The 12,929-nt window shown below is 37.9% G+C and carries 24 protein-coding genes and 1 tRNA gene; 17 read left to right on the top strand and 8 right to left on the bottom strand.

Going from position 1 to position 12,929, the window contains the following annotated elements; all coding sequences use genetic code 11:
* Nucleotides 1-149 (top strand): transposase (locus GVJ38_RS12370; RefSeq protein ID WP_235032895.1); only part of this gene is annotated, 149 nt, incomplete at its 5' end.
* Nucleotides 150-269: 120 nt separating this feature from the next.
* Here the strand turns inward: GVJ38_RS12370 and lepB are convergent.
* Entirely contained in the window at nucleotides 270-812 is a 543-nt protein-coding gene (gene lepB / locus GVJ38_RS12365) for a signal peptidase I (protein WP_159723461.1), read from the bottom strand.
* 185 nt (nucleotides 813-997) lie between these two features.
* Between lepB and GVJ38_RS12360 the strand changes: the two genes are divergently transcribed.
* Nucleotides 998-1,594 carry a nitroreductase family protein gene (locus GVJ38_RS12360; protein ID WP_159723460.1) on the top strand — a complete coding sequence of 199 codons (597 nt, stop codon included), beginning with the start codon at nucleotides 998-1,000 and terminating at the stop codon, nucleotides 1,592-1,594.
* Between the two features lie 121 nt (nucleotides 1,595-1,715).
* Here the strand turns inward: GVJ38_RS12360 and GVJ38_RS12355 are convergent, their stop codons facing one another.
* Nucleotides 1,716-2,759, bottom strand: a complete 1,044-nt coding sequence (locus GVJ38_RS12355) for a C39 family peptidase (protein ID WP_159723459.1) — start codon at nucleotides 2,757-2,759, stop codon at nucleotides 1,716-1,718.
* An 8-nt stretch (nucleotides 2,760-2,767) separates the two neighbouring features.
* Nucleotides 2,768-3,235, bottom strand: a complete 468-nt coding sequence (locus tag GVJ38_RS12350; protein ID WP_235032894.1) for a hypothetical protein — start codon at nucleotides 3,233-3,235, stop codon at nucleotides 2,768-2,770.
* A gap of 150 nt (nucleotides 3,236-3,385) precedes the next feature.
* Between GVJ38_RS12350 and GVJ38_RS12345 the strand changes: the two genes are divergently transcribed.
* From GVJ38_RS12345 to GVJ38_RS12330, 4 genes are all read left to right on the top strand, one after another.
* Nucleotides 3,386-3,898 (top strand): HdeD family acid-resistance protein, encoded by a 513-nt coding sequence (locus GVJ38_RS12345; protein ID WP_159723457.1) that lies wholly within the window; start codon nucleotides 3,386-3,388, stop codon nucleotides 3,896-3,898.
* 5 nt (nucleotides 3,899-3,903) lie between these two features.
* Nucleotides 3,904-4,215 carry a heavy metal-binding domain-containing protein gene (locus GVJ38_RS12340; RefSeq protein ID WP_159723456.1) on the top strand — a complete coding sequence of 104 codons (312 nt, stop codon included), beginning with the start codon at nucleotides 3,904-3,906 and terminating at the stop codon, nucleotides 4,213-4,215.
* A 12-nt stretch (nucleotides 4,216-4,227) separates the two neighbouring features.
* Nucleotides 4,228-4,623, top strand: a complete 396-nt coding sequence (locus GVJ38_RS12335) for a hypothetical protein (protein WP_159723455.1) — start codon at nucleotides 4,228-4,230, stop codon at nucleotides 4,621-4,623.
* A 58-nt stretch (nucleotides 4,624-4,681) separates the two neighbouring features.
* Nucleotides 4,682-4,754: transfer RNA gene (locus GVJ38_RS12330), tRNA-Gln, on the top strand.
* 554 nt (nucleotides 4,755-5,308) lie between these two features.
* On the opposite strand, the gene GVJ38_RS12325 is transcribed toward GVJ38_RS12330, so the two are convergent.
* The 4 genes from GVJ38_RS12325 to GVJ38_RS14405 form a co-directional block, all read right to left on the bottom strand.
* The gene (locus GVJ38_RS12325) at nucleotides 5,309-5,458 is read right to left on the bottom strand and encodes a hypothetical protein (RefSeq protein WP_159723162.1); all 150 of its coding nucleotides are present in this window, start codon (nucleotides 5,456-5,458) and stop codon (nucleotides 5,309-5,311) included.
* Nucleotides 5,459-6,082: 624 nt separating this feature from the next.
* Nucleotides 6,083-6,289 (bottom strand): hypothetical protein, encoded by a 207-nt coding sequence (locus GVJ38_RS12320; RefSeq protein WP_159723454.1) that lies wholly within the window; start codon nucleotides 6,287-6,289, stop codon nucleotides 6,083-6,085.
* The gene (locus GVJ38_RS12315; RefSeq protein WP_159723453.1) at nucleotides 6,255-6,722 is read right to left on the bottom strand and encodes a hypothetical protein; all 468 of its coding nucleotides are present in this window, start codon (nucleotides 6,720-6,722) and stop codon (nucleotides 6,255-6,257) included. The genes GVJ38_RS12320 and GVJ38_RS12315 overlap by 35 nt, the downstream gene beginning before the upstream one ends.
* 276 nt (nucleotides 6,723-6,998) lie before the next feature.
* Complete coding sequence (locus GVJ38_RS14405; RefSeq protein ID WP_268839988.1) at nucleotides 6,999-7,121, bottom strand: hypothetical protein; 123 nt, start codon at nucleotides 7,119-7,121, stop codon at nucleotides 6,999-7,001.
* 430 nt (nucleotides 7,122-7,551) lie between these two features.
* Between GVJ38_RS14405 and GVJ38_RS12310 the strand changes: the two genes are divergently transcribed.
* The 4 genes from GVJ38_RS12310 to GVJ38_RS12295 all read left to right on the top strand — a co-directional run bounded on the left by GVJ38_RS12310 (nucleotide 7,552) and on the right by GVJ38_RS12295 (nucleotide 9,121).
* A complete protein-coding gene (locus GVJ38_RS12310) occupies nucleotides 7,552-7,776 on the top strand; it encodes a helix-turn-helix domain-containing protein (protein WP_159723452.1) in 225 nt (74 codons plus the stop codon).
* A 45-nt stretch (nucleotides 7,777-7,821) separates the two neighbouring features.
* The gene (locus GVJ38_RS12305; RefSeq protein WP_159723451.1) at nucleotides 7,822-8,202 is read left to right on the top strand and encodes a PH domain-containing protein; all 381 of its coding nucleotides are present in this window, start codon (nucleotides 7,822-7,824) and stop codon (nucleotides 8,200-8,202) included.
* Between the two features lie 128 nt (nucleotides 8,203-8,330).
* Nucleotides 8,331-8,618 carry a hypothetical protein gene (locus GVJ38_RS12300; protein ID WP_159723450.1) on the top strand — a complete coding sequence of 96 codons (288 nt, stop codon included), beginning with the start codon at nucleotides 8,331-8,333 and terminating at the stop codon, nucleotides 8,616-8,618.
* Between the two features lie 149 nt (nucleotides 8,619-8,767).
* Nucleotides 8,768-9,121, top strand: a complete 354-nt coding sequence (locus tag GVJ38_RS12295; RefSeq protein WP_159723449.1) for an iron-sulfur cluster biosynthesis family protein — start codon at nucleotides 8,768-8,770, stop codon at nucleotides 9,119-9,121.
* Between the two features lie 127 nt (nucleotides 9,122-9,248).
* On the opposite strand, the gene GVJ38_RS12290 is transcribed toward GVJ38_RS12295, so the two are convergent.
* A complete protein-coding gene (locus tag GVJ38_RS12290) occupies nucleotides 9,249-9,683 on the bottom strand; it encodes a universal stress protein (RefSeq protein ID WP_159723448.1) in 435 nt (144 codons plus the stop codon).
* Nucleotides 9,684-9,803: 120 nt separating this feature from the next.
* On the opposite strand from GVJ38_RS12290, the gene GVJ38_RS12285 reads away from it, so the two are divergent.
* From GVJ38_RS12285 to GVJ38_RS12255, 7 genes are all read left to right on the top strand, one after another.
* Complete coding sequence (locus GVJ38_RS12285; RefSeq protein ID WP_159723447.1) at nucleotides 9,804-10,232, top strand: universal stress protein; 429 nt, start codon at nucleotides 9,804-9,806, stop codon at nucleotides 10,230-10,232.
* Nucleotides 10,233-10,380: 148 nt separating this feature from the next.
* Nucleotides 10,381-10,596 (top strand): hypothetical protein, encoded by a 216-nt coding sequence (locus GVJ38_RS12280; protein WP_159723446.1) that lies wholly within the window; start codon nucleotides 10,381-10,383, stop codon nucleotides 10,594-10,596.
* A 146-nt stretch (nucleotides 10,597-10,742) separates the two neighbouring features.
* Nucleotides 10,743-11,021, top strand: a complete 279-nt coding sequence (locus tag GVJ38_RS12275) for a hypothetical protein (protein ID WP_159723445.1) — start codon at nucleotides 10,743-10,745, stop codon at nucleotides 11,019-11,021.
* A gap of 89 nt (nucleotides 11,022-11,110) precedes the next feature.
* Entirely contained in the window at nucleotides 11,111-11,434 is a 324-nt protein-coding gene (locus GVJ38_RS12270) for a hypothetical protein (protein ID WP_159723444.1), read from the top strand.
* Between the two features lie 386 nt (nucleotides 11,435-11,820).
* Nucleotides 11,821-12,000 (top strand): hypothetical protein, encoded by a 180-nt coding sequence (locus GVJ38_RS12265; protein ID WP_159723443.1) that lies wholly within the window; start codon nucleotides 11,821-11,823, stop codon nucleotides 11,998-12,000.
* 114 nt (nucleotides 12,001-12,114) lie between these two features.
* The gene (locus GVJ38_RS12260; RefSeq protein ID WP_159723442.1) at nucleotides 12,115-12,609 is read left to right on the top strand and encodes a GNAT family N-acetyltransferase; all 495 of its coding nucleotides are present in this window, start codon (nucleotides 12,115-12,117) and stop codon (nucleotides 12,607-12,609) included.
* Nucleotides 12,610-12,640: 31 nt separating this feature from the next.
* On the top strand, nucleotides 12,641-12,925 hold the full coding sequence (locus GVJ38_RS12255) for a cupin domain-containing protein (RefSeq protein ID WP_159723441.1): 285 nt from the start codon (nucleotides 12,641-12,643) through the stop codon (nucleotides 12,923-12,925).
* Nucleotides 12,926-12,929 lie beyond the last annotated feature (4 nt).

Raw genomic sequence — 12,929 nt, 5'->3', positions numbered from 1 at the left:
TTGAGCGTGAGTTCGCAGATATGAAAGAAAAGCATAGGATGCGCTGGACAAAGTATCGAGGCTTGGAAAAAGTCACCGTGCATACGATGCTTGTTGCGGCTGCCATGAATTTAAAAAAACTAGCAACCTGGTTATACAAAAGGCAGTAGGCCTTTATTTTTTTGGCTTTTTTTGAACTTACATATAGTAGAGCGTACAAAAAAGGCGTAGAAATTGGATTTCTACACCTTCTATGAATCTTTTGTCTACAGTCTGAGACTAGCACAAAGCTAGTCGATCGTTCCAAAACGGCTGATCGGCCAAAAAACAAATTTGACATCTGCCATAATATTTTTCTTCTCGATCATTCCGATCATGCGGCTATCTTTTGAGATTCGCCGATTATCACCTAATACAAAAAGCTGGCCGGTTGGAATTTTAGTTTGGCCGAATAATTCTTTTAAGTCGAAGTCATTCGTTAGTGGCTGGCCGTCTGTCAGCTCACTTTTATATTGTTCCAAGTACGGTTCGCTGTATTTTTTACCATTGATGAATAATTGATCGTCTTTATACTCAACTGTATCACCAGGTAGGCCGATCACTCGCTTGATGTAATTTTTTCCCGGATCATCCGGAGCCGGAAACGTTACGATATCAAATCGTTTGATCTCCGTATTTTTTAACGCGATCACTCGCTCACCATCGATCAGTGTAGGGTCCATCGAATCGCCTTTCACAACTACCGGCGTAAAAACAAAGGTCCGTAAACCGATCAAAATAGCGGCTAAAATCACAAAATATAAGACCGTTTTGATTATCTCTTTTGATTTCATGCAAGATCCTCCATTATTTTCAGTACTTTAAGTTTACCATACTCAAGAAAAAAAGTAGTCGATTTGCAGTTGTTTTATTGAGCTCATAAAATTTTACTGAAAAAAAGTAAGCTTTTTTCTTTACTTACTTTTTGTAAGGTGATATAGTAACACTCGTAATCAATTAAAAAAAGGTGGTAACTACTATGTCAGAATTCTTACAAGCTTTGAAAAATCGTCGTTCAATCTACGCATTAGGACGCAACGTTAACTTATCAGAAGATGAAATCACAGAAATCATCCAAGACGCTGTCAAATACAGCCCAACCGCATTCAATGCGCAATCTCCACGGATCGTCGTTTTATTCGGTGATGCCAACGAAAAATTATGGGACATCGTAGAAGCTGCGTTGAAACCATTGACACCAGCTGAAGCTTTCCCTAATACTCAAAAGAAAATCGCTGGTTTCAAAGCCGGTTACGGAACAGTTCTTTTCTTCAAAGAAACTGAAACCGTGAAAAACTTGCAAGAACAATTTGCATTATATGCAGATAACTTCCCTGACTGGGCAGAACAATCAAACGGGATCGCAACCGCTAATACTTGGGTAGCATTAGAAGAAGCTGGTCTTGGTGCTAACTTACAACATTACAATCCAGTTATCGACGAAGCAGTTGCTAAAGAATGGAATATTCCAGCTAGCTGGCAATTACGTTCACAATTAGTCTTCGGTTCAAAAGAAGCTGCTGCTGGTGAAAAAGAATTCTTAGATGACGGCGAACGCTTCCGTGTGATTCACTAAGAAAACTAAAACGAGAGTTCTCACAATGAGAGCTCTCGTTTTTTATTTAGCAAAAGGAAAAGTCACAGCGATCCCTCACTGTGACTTTTCCTTTTTGAATATAAACTAGCGCACAGACTGTTTACTGTACCGCTACTGCAAATTTTTTCAAGTTATAACTGGCTTCAAACTTCGCGCCTTCCACCCAGTACTGACCACGATAAGGATCAGAAACATGATACGTATTGTCTTTATTGTTAAAACCATCTAACGTCATCACATGAGCGTTGTTGATACCAGTTCCCCAGAAATAATTCCCAAATGTCGGACTTTGGAAATCCAGCGTTACAAAAATCACGACCGGGTTGCCTTTACGTAATTGATTTTTCAATCCTTCCGTCGAAGTACCAGTCAAATCAGCTGTCTTTCCATATTTGCTACCCCATTGTGCTAATGGTTTTGGAAAAATCGATTGATAAGTTCCAGGCATGATCGTATCTGGACGTCCAGCAAATCCGTCATTCGGATTGCCATTAGCTGCTAGTGGCATTTCTTTAATGAATTGACTTAGCTGGTAGTTTTGAGCATAACCCTTTGTCTTCATCGCTTCTAATAATGAGGCTGCTTCACACCCCATTGGCATACCCGCTTCCATCTGATCGATAAATGGTGCATTCAATAAAGCATAGTCACTAGCTGGTCGTCCTTGCCCTTCTGCGTACCAACCAATTCCTTCTGCTTGCCATCCGCGACTGACTAAGCTGTCTCGCTCACCAGCACTTAGTGTATAGTGATGGGCTCCAGCACCTTTTGCATTCGGATTATAGACCCGATAAACTGGCAACTTATTTTCAGCAGCCGAGTGCCATGAAACACCTTCAAATTTCCAACCTTTACCAACTAAAACATCTTTTTCTGCAGCATTTGTTGTGTAATGATGATCACCAGCATTTGGATTATACAAGCGGTAAACATCTGTCCCGCTATCAGGAGCTTGCCATCCGATTCCTTCATCATACCAGCCAACGTTCGTCAAAATATCTTTTTCAACCGCATTGGATGAATAAAAATGTTCCGAACTGTTGGGGTTATACAGGCGATACATCTCGCTTGCCTGACTTGTTTGGGCAAAACCTGCTACCCCAAAAGCGCCTAACATCACTAAACCTAATGTAAATTTCTTCATATAGCCTCCTATTTTTTCGTCACTACTTCTAAACGAGTTCCCTTTTTTAAATGGGTACTTAAAAAAATAACAATTTCTTCAATTGAACGATCGAATTTCAATAACGGTCCACGACGATCGTCCCTAAAAAAATTCAGTTTGACCAATCCTGTATCCTCATCTTGAAACAAAACAACTCGTTCGATCTCATCTAAAGGAATCCCCTTTAGGTCTAAACTCAGCAAAATTAATTCTTCTTCAGTAAAACCAGTTTTATCTAACAAAAAACTCAATACTAACAAGGCTAAACAGCCCAAGCGGATTCTTTGATCCAGCGTTAACGGCTGAGTCAGCGCCAACATACCAAGCAAGCTTGCTAATAAAATAAAAACAAAAAATCGGCTTTTACTGCGATAGACTGGCAAGACGATCGCCCGTCGAACACTGAGTAAGAACAGATATAAAACTACCGTAAAAACGGCTAAAATGATAGTCATTATCGTCAAAAAATTACCTTCTTAGTTTAATTTTTAGGAGTTTGAAGCACCGGCGTAAAAATTGTAATCCCACTGTGATAAAATAAACATAGTTTCAACGATTATAACGAAGGAATTTACAGATTACAATATGAAAGAAAGGAGATTCAGATGCGCTATTCACCGATTTGGCAAAAATATGCTTTTTTAAACGGGATCGTTTATTTTTTATTAGGGATCGTTACGTTGATTGCGCCTCGGCTAGTATTCAATACCGTCATATATTTGATTGTCTTGTACTTATTGATCCAAGGCTTATGGCAATTGCTGCAAGCTTTCAAAAATCGCCATGCTCCCGTTGAGTTGCGGTCAAATTTAACAAGCGGTTTAATCTTAATCGTGATCGCTACCTTCTTATTACTATTTTCTCACCCACTGATCAGTTTCTTACCTTTTGCAGCTGGACTCATCACCTTACTGTTAGGGATTCAGCAGCTAGTCGTCAGTTGGGAATTACGAGAAGTGACCCGCAGTCGCAGCTGGTTGATTTTTAGTGTGCTCATGATCGTCGTCGGCTTGATCTTGTTGACCAATCCGTTTAATAGCGTGATGGCTTTGCTACGAGTTTTTGGGTTAGTCTTGATCGCATTTTCGATCCCACAATTTTTCCAACAGAAAGGATGAGTATTATGTTAGTGACCACCACAGAAAAAATCCCTGGCCAAGAATATGAAGTATTAGGAGAAGTTTTTGGGTTGACAACCCAATCACGTAATTTAGTCAAAAATATTGGAGCAGGACTAAAAGGCATTGTCGGCGGCGAGATCAAAGCTTATACTGAAATGTTAGAAGACTCCCGCCAACAAGCGATCGATCGCTTGAAAGAAAACGCTGAAAAAATGAATGCCGATGCAGTCGTCATGATGCGCTTTGATTCTGGCTCGATCGGTGCTGATATGCAATCAGTCGTCGCATATGGCACAGCGGTAAAATTTAGTTAAGGATGGAAGTTTATGAATACAGCACCCGAACTTTATCGGTTCAGTCAACAACACCACGTCAATTTTAATGTCAAAGAAACGAAAGGGACTGAGTTATTTGAACGTTTTACACAGGCCTTTCCAAAAACAAATTTTACTTTTAGCTTTATCGGCTTCCATAAATACGAAAATTTTCGTAAAACAGAAGGCTTAACGGCTTACGGAATCTCAGGCAATTTATTATACGCATTGAGTCGAAAAGAAGCCTATCGCTACAATCTTTACCGCTGTAAAAACTTTTCGGGTAAGAAAAAGCTTAATGGGATCAAACTCCAATTGGATTTTGAAAATGAATCTTTGATGATTGACTTAGGTTTTGCGGATGGTGATCTTGTTTTAGCCGCATTAAAACAAAGTGCCAAGAAATAAAACGAGCATATCCCTTGAAGAATTTAAAAATAAATGCTATTATTTTTAACGTTCTCATTGGGATATGGCCAAACTGGTAAGGCGCCTGACTCTGAATCAGGTAAGTGCAGGTTCGAGCCCTGCTATCCCAACTACGCTTTAACCCTTGATATAATCACTCTTTCGAAGGATGGAGTGGTTATTTTTTTGCGTTTGAAAAGTTTCTGACTCCTCTTTTGACTCCCCCTAATACAAAAAATACTTTATAAAATAACAAATACACCTCAACCGATTAAGACTGAGGAGGGGGCATTCTATAAGATGATTTAGTTTTATTCAAGTAACCAGCACTTACTTGTGGCAAACTAAACTCATTTGAAAAAGTCAGTTTCACTACGCTGTCATCACCAGCTCGATTTTTAGCTGGGAACATCACGGTGAAGTTATAGTTTAGTAACGCTTTTGGCGTACTACCGTCAAAATCCACGCCAGCGCTACCGACATCAGTTCGATTGGTCTATTTTCCTTGAACTCGCGCTAATTCATGTCTGTCGATCCTGAAAAATACATATGGCGTCGTACCACTTAACTGTAACGTTTGATCATCAATACTACGGACAACGGTGCAACTGTTTTAAGAAACATAATCATCCGCTCCTTTAATTTTGGGTATAAAAATAGCACCCGTCCAAGATTAAGGCGAGTGCTATTTTTTTTCTTCCATAAGTTTTTTAAACTCATTCTTAAATTTTTCATCCCGTTTCACTTGTTCAGGCGTGGGACTCCCTTTAGAAATAGTTACCGTTTTTTGGGGCTCTTTTGCCCAGCGTGGTAATTCTTTTTTTCGATCATTCATCGAATTCCCTCATTTCAATATATGGCTTACCGTTTTTTAAATACCTATCTGTAACAACAAACTTTTGATCAGGTCGGTATATCAATTCTTGTTCATTCCAATTAAAATACCTCAAATCAGCAGCAGTCTTACTAATAATAATAAAACGGGCATCATCATCATACACATTAGTAGCAGTAGATGTAAATTGAGGATATTGTTGGATGTAATAAATCTCATAAGTACTAATAAAATTAGATTTACCTCAAATAGTAATTGAAAGAAGCAGATCTTGAGATAGAGAAAATTACGCTAAATATTGCTAGAGGATCCTTGTCTACTGTTTCAATTTCAATAATGTCATATCTTACTCCGCTAATAATTATACTCTTAAGCATCTGCACACCTCACAAGATTACTTGCCTTCACGCGGCTAACGAGATACTGGATCACCATCCAATCCGGCACTATCTGCCTGATGGATTAACTTGGTTCGATCCGGTGGTTTCTTCTAATGTAATCTAAGCTGCAATGTCTGATCATCAATCAATACTAAGGGCAACGGTGCGACTGTTTGGGTAAACATAATCATCCGCTCCTTTGATTTTGGGTATAAAAATAGCACCTAATCTGATTGATTAGATGCTATTTTATAGTTTTTAATTTTACTCCATATTCTTTTGCTAGGGCAACCTGTTTGTTTGCCAGTTCCCTGTAAAGTCTCCTTCCTTCTACCGCTAAGGGACCATCCAATCCTCTATAATCAGAATATTTTTTTTGCAGAATTCTATATTTTCTAACGTATTCCGCATTTAACTCACGAGCCTTTTTCAGATATTCGTTGTCGCCCATAATGGATTCCACTCCAATCTTTAGCAAGTACTTGCATGATGTCATGCTTCTCATCAAGGGTTCCCCACCGACCTTCTGCTAGCCGTAAATCAATTGCTTTATTAAAGCCAGACTGCCATAATTCCTGATCAAATTTTTTCTCATCACCAGTATACCAAACTCTGTAGATGAATTGTTCATCAATCGCATATAACTCTGCTGGTTGTTTTTCTAAAAGTAATTTCAAATCTGCATCGCTAAATGATCCACCAATAAACTCCCCATCTTGAGGATGATTATGAATAATCACAGAATCTTTCAATTGATCATCACTTACACCGGAAAAGAAAATACTTGTTGGAGTTCCCTCAACATGAATCAAACTTTTATCCTTTGAAAAAACGTAGGCATGTTCTTCATGGGCATCTTGATAATTATCAATAAACTGATTCATATATACATATCAAACACTGATAGCGTGTTAGTTCTTGCTGATGCAATTGAATAAACGTGGTCACCACTTGTGGCGTGATCTCTCTCCTTATTGAATGTCATCACTTCAGGCGGCTTGAAGTTGCTATAGAAGTCTTCGAATAGTTGTCATCATAAACCTCCTTGAATCCTTTTGCTTTGCCTTTTTCTTGATCGTTATAATCTTCCAAGGCATTAAGTCAGATCTCCTTTGCTGACTCATTTTTTTCGTCAAACTCTACGAAATCGTAAGTCTTAACTAGTCCAACGCGATCGTGGCTAGTACCGCGAGTAACCAAATTGGCATGTGACCAGTAGCGGATGCACCTAGATCAAATAGTGAGATCAACTTGCTAGTTCGTTTGATTTTTTCTGTTGTCATTAATTGATCCCTCTACTTTTCGAATGAGTTGCCATATATTCGTCTAATTTCTTTAACCATATTGACTTTAGCTAGTTTAACGTGTTCTATAGATATAAGACTGGTTCTTAAAACTAAACGAAAGGAGCAAGATACGCGATCTAGGCATAAAAAGTGTAGCTTCAAACTGAGTCGTCCTCTAGCGTCATGCTGCTACTGAATCTAGTCTCGCTTTAAATAAGTTAGAAAAGAATCAGTTTTCACTTACTTTTCTACTGCTTGTAACGTATCACATACTCAATAATGAAAATAGGCGAAAAACAAATATGGAAAAAAGGCCGCTGGAAATTTGAAATAGAAAGAATTCCATTTGATTGGAAAGTCTTAGTTAGTTGGATTATATTTATCGGTTTAATCATTTGGCTGATTTGGTTTAAATAAGGAGAATATGATGACGAATTTAGATGAATTAGAAATTTATACTGGTGCTGAAGCGTCTGAAATCTTAGGCAAGGAGCGTAGTTACATTCGACAGATCTACGCCAAGTATCCTAACCGGTTTCCAACCGGATCAATTAGAAAATTTGGTAAAGAATACATTGTCACTAAAGCCGCAATCGATGAACTTAGACGACAAAACGAAACAAAAAAAGGTCGCTCAACTAAAGCGCAATGATTTGATGCTCCCCAAGGATAAAATTAATAGAAATGAGGAATCAACATGGGTTTATTTGATGGTTTAATGGGAAATGCTACCCAGCACAATAATGAAACAGTTGAAAAAGAATTACAAGGTGTCTTGATCGCAACAGAAAAAGTCGATCTCGCCTTTAAGTTAGTCCGAGATTTAGTCGTCTTTACAGACAAACGACTGATCATCGTCGATAAACAAGGCGTGACGGGTAAGAAAGTCGACTACAAATCGATCCCTTACCGTTCTATTTCACGTTTTTCAGTTGAAACAAGTGGGCATTTTGATTTAGATGCTGAACTAAAAATTTGGATCTCAAGCGCTGAACTTCCAGCAGAGAGTCTACAATTTAGAAAAGATAAAAATATCATTGCAATCCAACAAGCTTTAGCAGCCGCCGTGTTACAATAAAACTTATTTTTTACCAAACCGCTTCCAAAACGTGTTATTTGCTTAAAGAGTGATTTATTACTATAATGAAGACAGTTAAAGCAAGTAGCGTTATTTTTCGTTAGTCATTATTTGAAGGAGTGAACAATATGGTAAAAGCCACCCGTGAACAACATGAAGAATTAGCTTTGAAGGTCTCAAGTAATTATATCCGCAATAGTTCGATCAGCGACCTTGAATCTTATATTGATGAGCAACATCTAGATACATTAGAAGATCATCTCCATCGCTTAGTGATCGGTTTTAAAAATATGAGTCCTGACCGTGACCATTTCAGCTCATTCTTAGATGAATATTCTGGCTTGACTTATGATGCCGGACTAGTCGAAAAATTAGCATTGGCTAAATTAGCTAGCCAATTAAAACATGCCAATTAAATCTATTCGGGAGTTAGACATGCGATTTGTCTAGCTCCTTTTTTCGACTAGATCTGACCAAAATTATGCTATATAAACAAATTAGTTCCCAAAATGAAATTTACGTTCTATGATAAAGACAGTTTTTTCAAAATTAGGAGGTCTGCTAAATGAAACTAACGATCAGTGAAGCTGCCCAACACTACTTAACGAACAAGCTCGGTGCCGGTGCAACTTTTTTATTAACTTTAAATGATGGTTCCAATCAATTTTCTTCTGCTGGCGGGACTTGTATGATCGGTGATAAATATCAGATTGTCTCACTGCCTCAACCTGTCGCACCTTACACGATCCAATTGGCGAATCAACCATTTAACGTTTATATCTCAGAATATGAAAAAATGTTTTTAGGACAAGCAGTTAAGCTAGCTATCAATCCCAGCTCTGCTACCTTAGTATTGAAAGACGAAACTGGTTTGTTGGACAATAACCTTTTGATCAATCAAACATTTGTGACAGTTTAAGTACTGGTTTGTTGGCTGTTTTTTTCGTTTGCGATATTAATAGCCTTTAAAATCAAACAAAAAACTCGCAGCAAGGTCAAGCTAGCTAAGAATATTTTTTACGGCTAGTGACCTTCTGCGAGTTTTTTTAGGCGTTGCTTTTTACGACAATTACATTACAAGGTGCGCGGTTGACTATGTAAGCAGTCGTCGAACCTACTAAAACTTGTTCGAGTGCACCAGTCCCCGTAGATCCCATCATAATCAAATCAATTTTATGTTCTTTGGCATAGTCGATGATTTTTCGTTTAGGACTACCTGCTGTGATTTCTTTTTGTAAATCAACCTCTTCCAAATCCGCTTGTGCGATCAATTCATCCAATTCGATCTCTGCATTGTTCAAGTGGAATTTAAGCGCGTCATTGATAAAGGCAGGATCACCTACCGAATATTTAAAATCAACCACAGTCATCACAGTCAAGTGCGCATCATTCCGTTTTGCGACTTCGATTGCTTCTTGAAACGCGATCGTTGACTGTTTTGAGCCATCCACTGGTACTAAAATATTTTTGTATGCTTCCATCTTTACGCCACTCCTTTTTTCTTAGTATACCTGAAAACAAAACCTTTTGTCCTGCCAGTCGTTTGATTTGCTTGGGATTTTTAGTTGTATTAGAATTGACTAGAAGAGGAGGCGGTTTCAATGTTAGAAACTTATAAAAATATTTTGGTTGGTTTAGATGGCTCTGCTCAATCCGATCGCGCACTGCAGGAAGCAGTTGAAGTAGCTAAACGCAACGCTGGTAAATTATTTATCGCGCATGTCGTAGATGACAACAAAGTTTTGATCAATAGTGCTGCGCCTGCTAGCGAAGTTTTTCATGAGCTGCAAGAAGAAGCACGGATCGAGATCGAACATAAACTGGCTGCTTTTGATTTTAAAAATGTTGAACTAGTTTGTGTTGTAGGTAATCCTAAAAAAGCGCTGGCTAGTGATATCCCTAAAAAATACGCAATCGATTTGATTATGATCGGAGCAACTGGTAAACATGCAATTGAGCGGACACTCGTTGGTTCCACGACTGCTTACGTAGTCAATCATGCTCCCTGCAATGTAATGGTCATCAAATAAACCGATTTCATTTCGTAGTTTAACAAGCTTTAAAACATAACGATTGTTATCGAACAGATTGTTAGCCTCTAAAGATGAATTATTGTAATATATAACAATAAAAGGAAGAGTACTACCTTTGAAACACTTTTAGAGGAGAGTGATTGCTATGAAAAAAGTAATCGGACGTTACTATCACAAACCGTTGGAATTAGATAAAGGCCAAGAATTTGAAATCACGATCACCGCTGAAGATTTGTATCATAATAAAGATATGATTTCTAAAAGCAACCAATTGATTTTAGATGAGATTTCAAAGCAATACCACAAATCGCGGAACGACTTACATAACTTCTTCGTTATTACTACGATCGCGGATCAATAAGTAAAAAACTGGGCGCTTATGCGTCCAGTTTTTTACTTCACTCCATTAATTTAATTGAATAGTTTTTTAATAAAAAATAAATTCAGTTTCCATTTGTTATTAATTATTCCTTTTTGCTATAATAATATTCAGAAAGGATGAGGAAAATGGAAAGCGGCAATTTTATTATGAGTATTATTTATTTTATTTTTATTTTGATGAGTATTTGCTATTTTTATCTTTTTTGGCGCGATAAAACAATGAAGCATGTTTACTTGTCCTTAACGCCGACTTTTCTATGTGTTTATCGTTTAATGAATCATCGGCATTACGAACCGGAAATCATTTCGCGCCGTTGGATGATTTGGATCTTGATTTCTTTATTTGGTTTTGTAGTGTATTGGCTAGTCTTAACTTTAGTCGATCCTAAAAAGCGATGGATTTGATTTTTTAGTAAAACTTCTCAATTTATCCCGTGGAGATATGCTATAATACGATAGATTCTTATTTTGCTAATTTGTTAGGAGCCTTTTTTATGTCACTTATACTCACGATTGTCATTGATGTTTTGGCAGTAGGCTTATTCATCTACCAATTGCCTATCATCGACCAAATTATTGTCCTTTTTAGTTGTGTGATCCAAACGATCTTTTTGATCGATCTAGTCGCGGTGATGCTATTACGAAATAAAACGCCAAAACCGATCACAGCAGATACCCCCAAAGCTTCTCGCAGTACACGAAAACTTTCGCAAAATCCTAATAGCCCTTTTAAGGTTTGGTTGATCCGGATCTCCGTGTTAGTAAATTTAGCTTTTTTACTTTATTACGCCTATCAACTATATGCCTTTTTCCACTAGAAAGTATCTCTTGTAGATGCTTTTTTATTTAAAAAAATTTAATGAAAATGCCACCTTTATTTAATGAGTATTTTTTAATCTTAAAGCAACAAAAAACTAATGGTGGTGATTTTATGCGCTATTCACTTCTCTTTACTCAAAGTGCTGTCATAGTATTTTTATTGAATCTTTGTTGGCATACTTTTTTTATTGCTGGGACTGGCCCTTTAAAAACGATCGGACCGTTTATCGTTAATCCTTACATTGCTGCTTTTTGTTTAAGCTGCGCAAGTTTTTTTCTACTCTATTACCTACTTACTCAACTTGCCGCTCAACTGCAATGAGCTCATAACTGACGAAATCCAACTGATTTGTTACACTGGAGCTAACCGATGAGGAGGGATTTCATGGAAAAACAAGAATTGCTAGCGCAGATCAAAAAAATGTTAGAGCAAGGAAATGTCGAAGAAGCGAAAAAATTCATCGAAGAACATCAATCCGATTCTAGCGAATGGGTAACTCAAGCAAAAGAAATGTTAGGTCACTTCGATCCAGACGGTGTCGCAAAAAATTTCAAAGACCTTTAAAAAACAAAATGATGAGAGCTGCAGTTGATGTAGCTCTTCTTTTTTTTGATTTTTACTTGCATCTGTTTGAAAAACGGCTATCATTTCAATTAACAACTGGAAGGAGGACTGCGGGTGTCATTGAATTTTCGAGCAGCTAAGTTGACTGATTTACCTTTCATCGTGGCGGTCTATAACCAAACAATTCCTAAACGTAATGCTACCGCAGATTTGGAGCCTGTGACTGTTTATGACCGCCAAGCTTGGTTTGCTGCGCACAATCAGCAAACACGCCCTTTGTGGTTGATTGAAGTAGCAGGTGTTCCTGCTGGCTGGTTGAGTCTCAGCGATTTTTACGGACGACCGGCTTATCAAAAAACAGTTGAAATCAGTTTATACCTTGATCAACCTTTTCAACATCAAGGTTTGGGGCAAAAAGCACTAGCTTATGTGGAAACCCAAGTCGATCGTTTACAAATCGAAACGATTTTAGCTTTTGTCTTCGGCCACAATATCGCTAGCCAAAATTTATTTCGGCAACAGGGATACACATGTTGGGGACATTTCCCAAAAATCGCCGAGATGGATCAAAAAAAATATGACTTGGATATCTTAGGAAAAAACTTTTAGTGTCCCCTATTCAAGTAAAGGAGCAAACACAATGATTGGACTAGAAAAAGAAAGCGCTGGCGTGATCATCAAAGAAGAACATTTTAGAAGCGTGAAAAAGATTTTAAAACAAGGAGAACAGATCCCTACCCATACACACGAGGGAAATCAAATCATTTTTGTAGTCGTCAAAGGAGAGTTTGAAGCTTTATTAGCAGGCCAAGAAACTCACCGACTAACGCCTGGAAAAGTATTGACGTTTGATGGAACAAATTCGATTGCTGGAACTGCCCTAGTAGATACCGAAATCGTCGTTACACTAATTCAAAAAATGTAATTTT

The organism is Enterococcus sp. CSURQ0835 (assembly GCF_902706605.1).
GTDB lineage: Bacteria > Bacillota > Bacilli > Lactobacillales > Enterococcaceae > Enterococcus_A.
Note: the sequence above shows the minus strand (reverse complement) of the source record. Positions and strands in the feature narration are given on the sequence as shown.

Bases quoted from the DNA above. Each gene is read 5' to 3' on its own strand.
- GVJ38_RS12340 (WP_159723456.1), top strand. From the start codon at position 3,904: ATGTTAGTGACCACCACAGAAAAAATCCCTGGCCAAGAATATGAAGTA.
- GVJ38_RS12310 (WP_159723452.1), top strand. From the start codon at position 7,552: ATGACGAATTTAGATGAATTAGAAATTTATACTGGTGCTGAAGCGTCT.
- lepB (WP_159723461.1), bottom strand. From the start codon at position 812: ATGAAATCAAAAGAGATAATCAAAACGGTCTTATATTTTGTGATTTTA.
- GVJ38_RS12345 (WP_159723457.1), top strand. From the start codon at position 3,386: ATGCGCTATTCACCGATTTGGCAAAAATATGCTTTTTTAAACGGGATC.
- GVJ38_RS12265 (WP_159723443.1), top strand. From the start codon at position 11,821: ATGGAAAAACAAGAATTGCTAGCGCAGATCAAAAAAATGTTAGAGCAA.
- GVJ38_RS12360 (WP_159723460.1), top strand. From the start codon at position 998: ATGTCAGAATTCTTACAAGCTTTGAAAAATCGTCGTTCAATCTACGCA.
- GVJ38_RS12355 (WP_159723459.1), bottom strand. From the start codon at position 2,759: ATGAAGAAATTTACATTAGGTTTAGTGATGTTAGGCGCTTTTGGGGTA.
- GVJ38_RS12270 (WP_159723444.1), top strand. From the start codon at position 11,111: ATGTCACTTATACTCACGATTGTCATTGATGTTTTGGCAGTAGGCTTA.
- GVJ38_RS12350 (WP_235032894.1), bottom strand. From the start codon at position 3,235: ATGACTATCATTTTAGCCGTTTTTACGGTAGTTTTATATCTGTTCTTA.
- GVJ38_RS12255 (WP_159723441.1), top strand. From the start codon at position 12,641: ATGATTGGACTAGAAAAAGAAAGCGCTGGCGTGATCATCAAAGAAGAA.
- GVJ38_RS12285 (WP_159723447.1), top strand. From the start codon at position 9,804: ATGTTAGAAACTTATAAAAATATTTTGGTTGGTTTAGATGGCTCTGCT.
- GVJ38_RS12290 (WP_159723448.1), bottom strand. From the start codon at position 9,683: ATGGAAGCATACAAAAATATTTTAGTACCAGTGGATGGCTCAAAACAG.
- GVJ38_RS12300 (WP_159723450.1), top strand. From the start codon at position 8,331: ATGGTAAAAGCCACCCGTGAACAACATGAAGAATTAGCTTTGAAGGTC.
- GVJ38_RS12295 (WP_159723449.1), top strand. From the start codon at position 8,768: ATGAAACTAACGATCAGTGAAGCTGCCCAACACTACTTAACGAACAAG.
- GVJ38_RS12320 (WP_159723454.1), bottom strand. From the start codon at position 6,289: ATGGGCGACAACGAATATCTGAAAAAGGCTCGTGAGTTAAATGCGGAA.
- GVJ38_RS12275 (WP_159723445.1), top strand. From the start codon at position 10,743: ATGGAAAGCGGCAATTTTATTATGAGTATTATTTATTTTATTTTTATT.
- GVJ38_RS12315 (WP_159723453.1), bottom strand. From the start codon at position 6,722: ATGAATCAGTTTATTGATAATTATCAAGATGCCCATGAAGAACATGCC.
- GVJ38_RS12305 (WP_159723451.1), top strand. From the start codon at position 7,822: ATGGGTTTATTTGATGGTTTAATGGGAAATGCTACCCAGCACAATAAT.
- GVJ38_RS14405 (WP_268839988.1), bottom strand. From the start codon at position 7,121: ATGACAACAGAAAAAATCAAACGAACTAGCAAGTTGATCTCACTATTT.
- GVJ38_RS12335 (WP_159723455.1), top strand. From the start codon at position 4,228: ATGAATACAGCACCCGAACTTTATCGGTTCAGTCAACAACACCACGTC.
- GVJ38_RS12325 (WP_159723162.1), bottom strand. From the start codon at position 5,458: ATGAATGATCGAAAAAAAGAATTACCACGCTGGGCAAAAGAGCCCCAA.
- GVJ38_RS12280 (WP_159723446.1), top strand. From the start codon at position 10,381: ATGAAAAAAGTAATCGGACGTTACTATCACAAACCGTTGGAATTAGAT.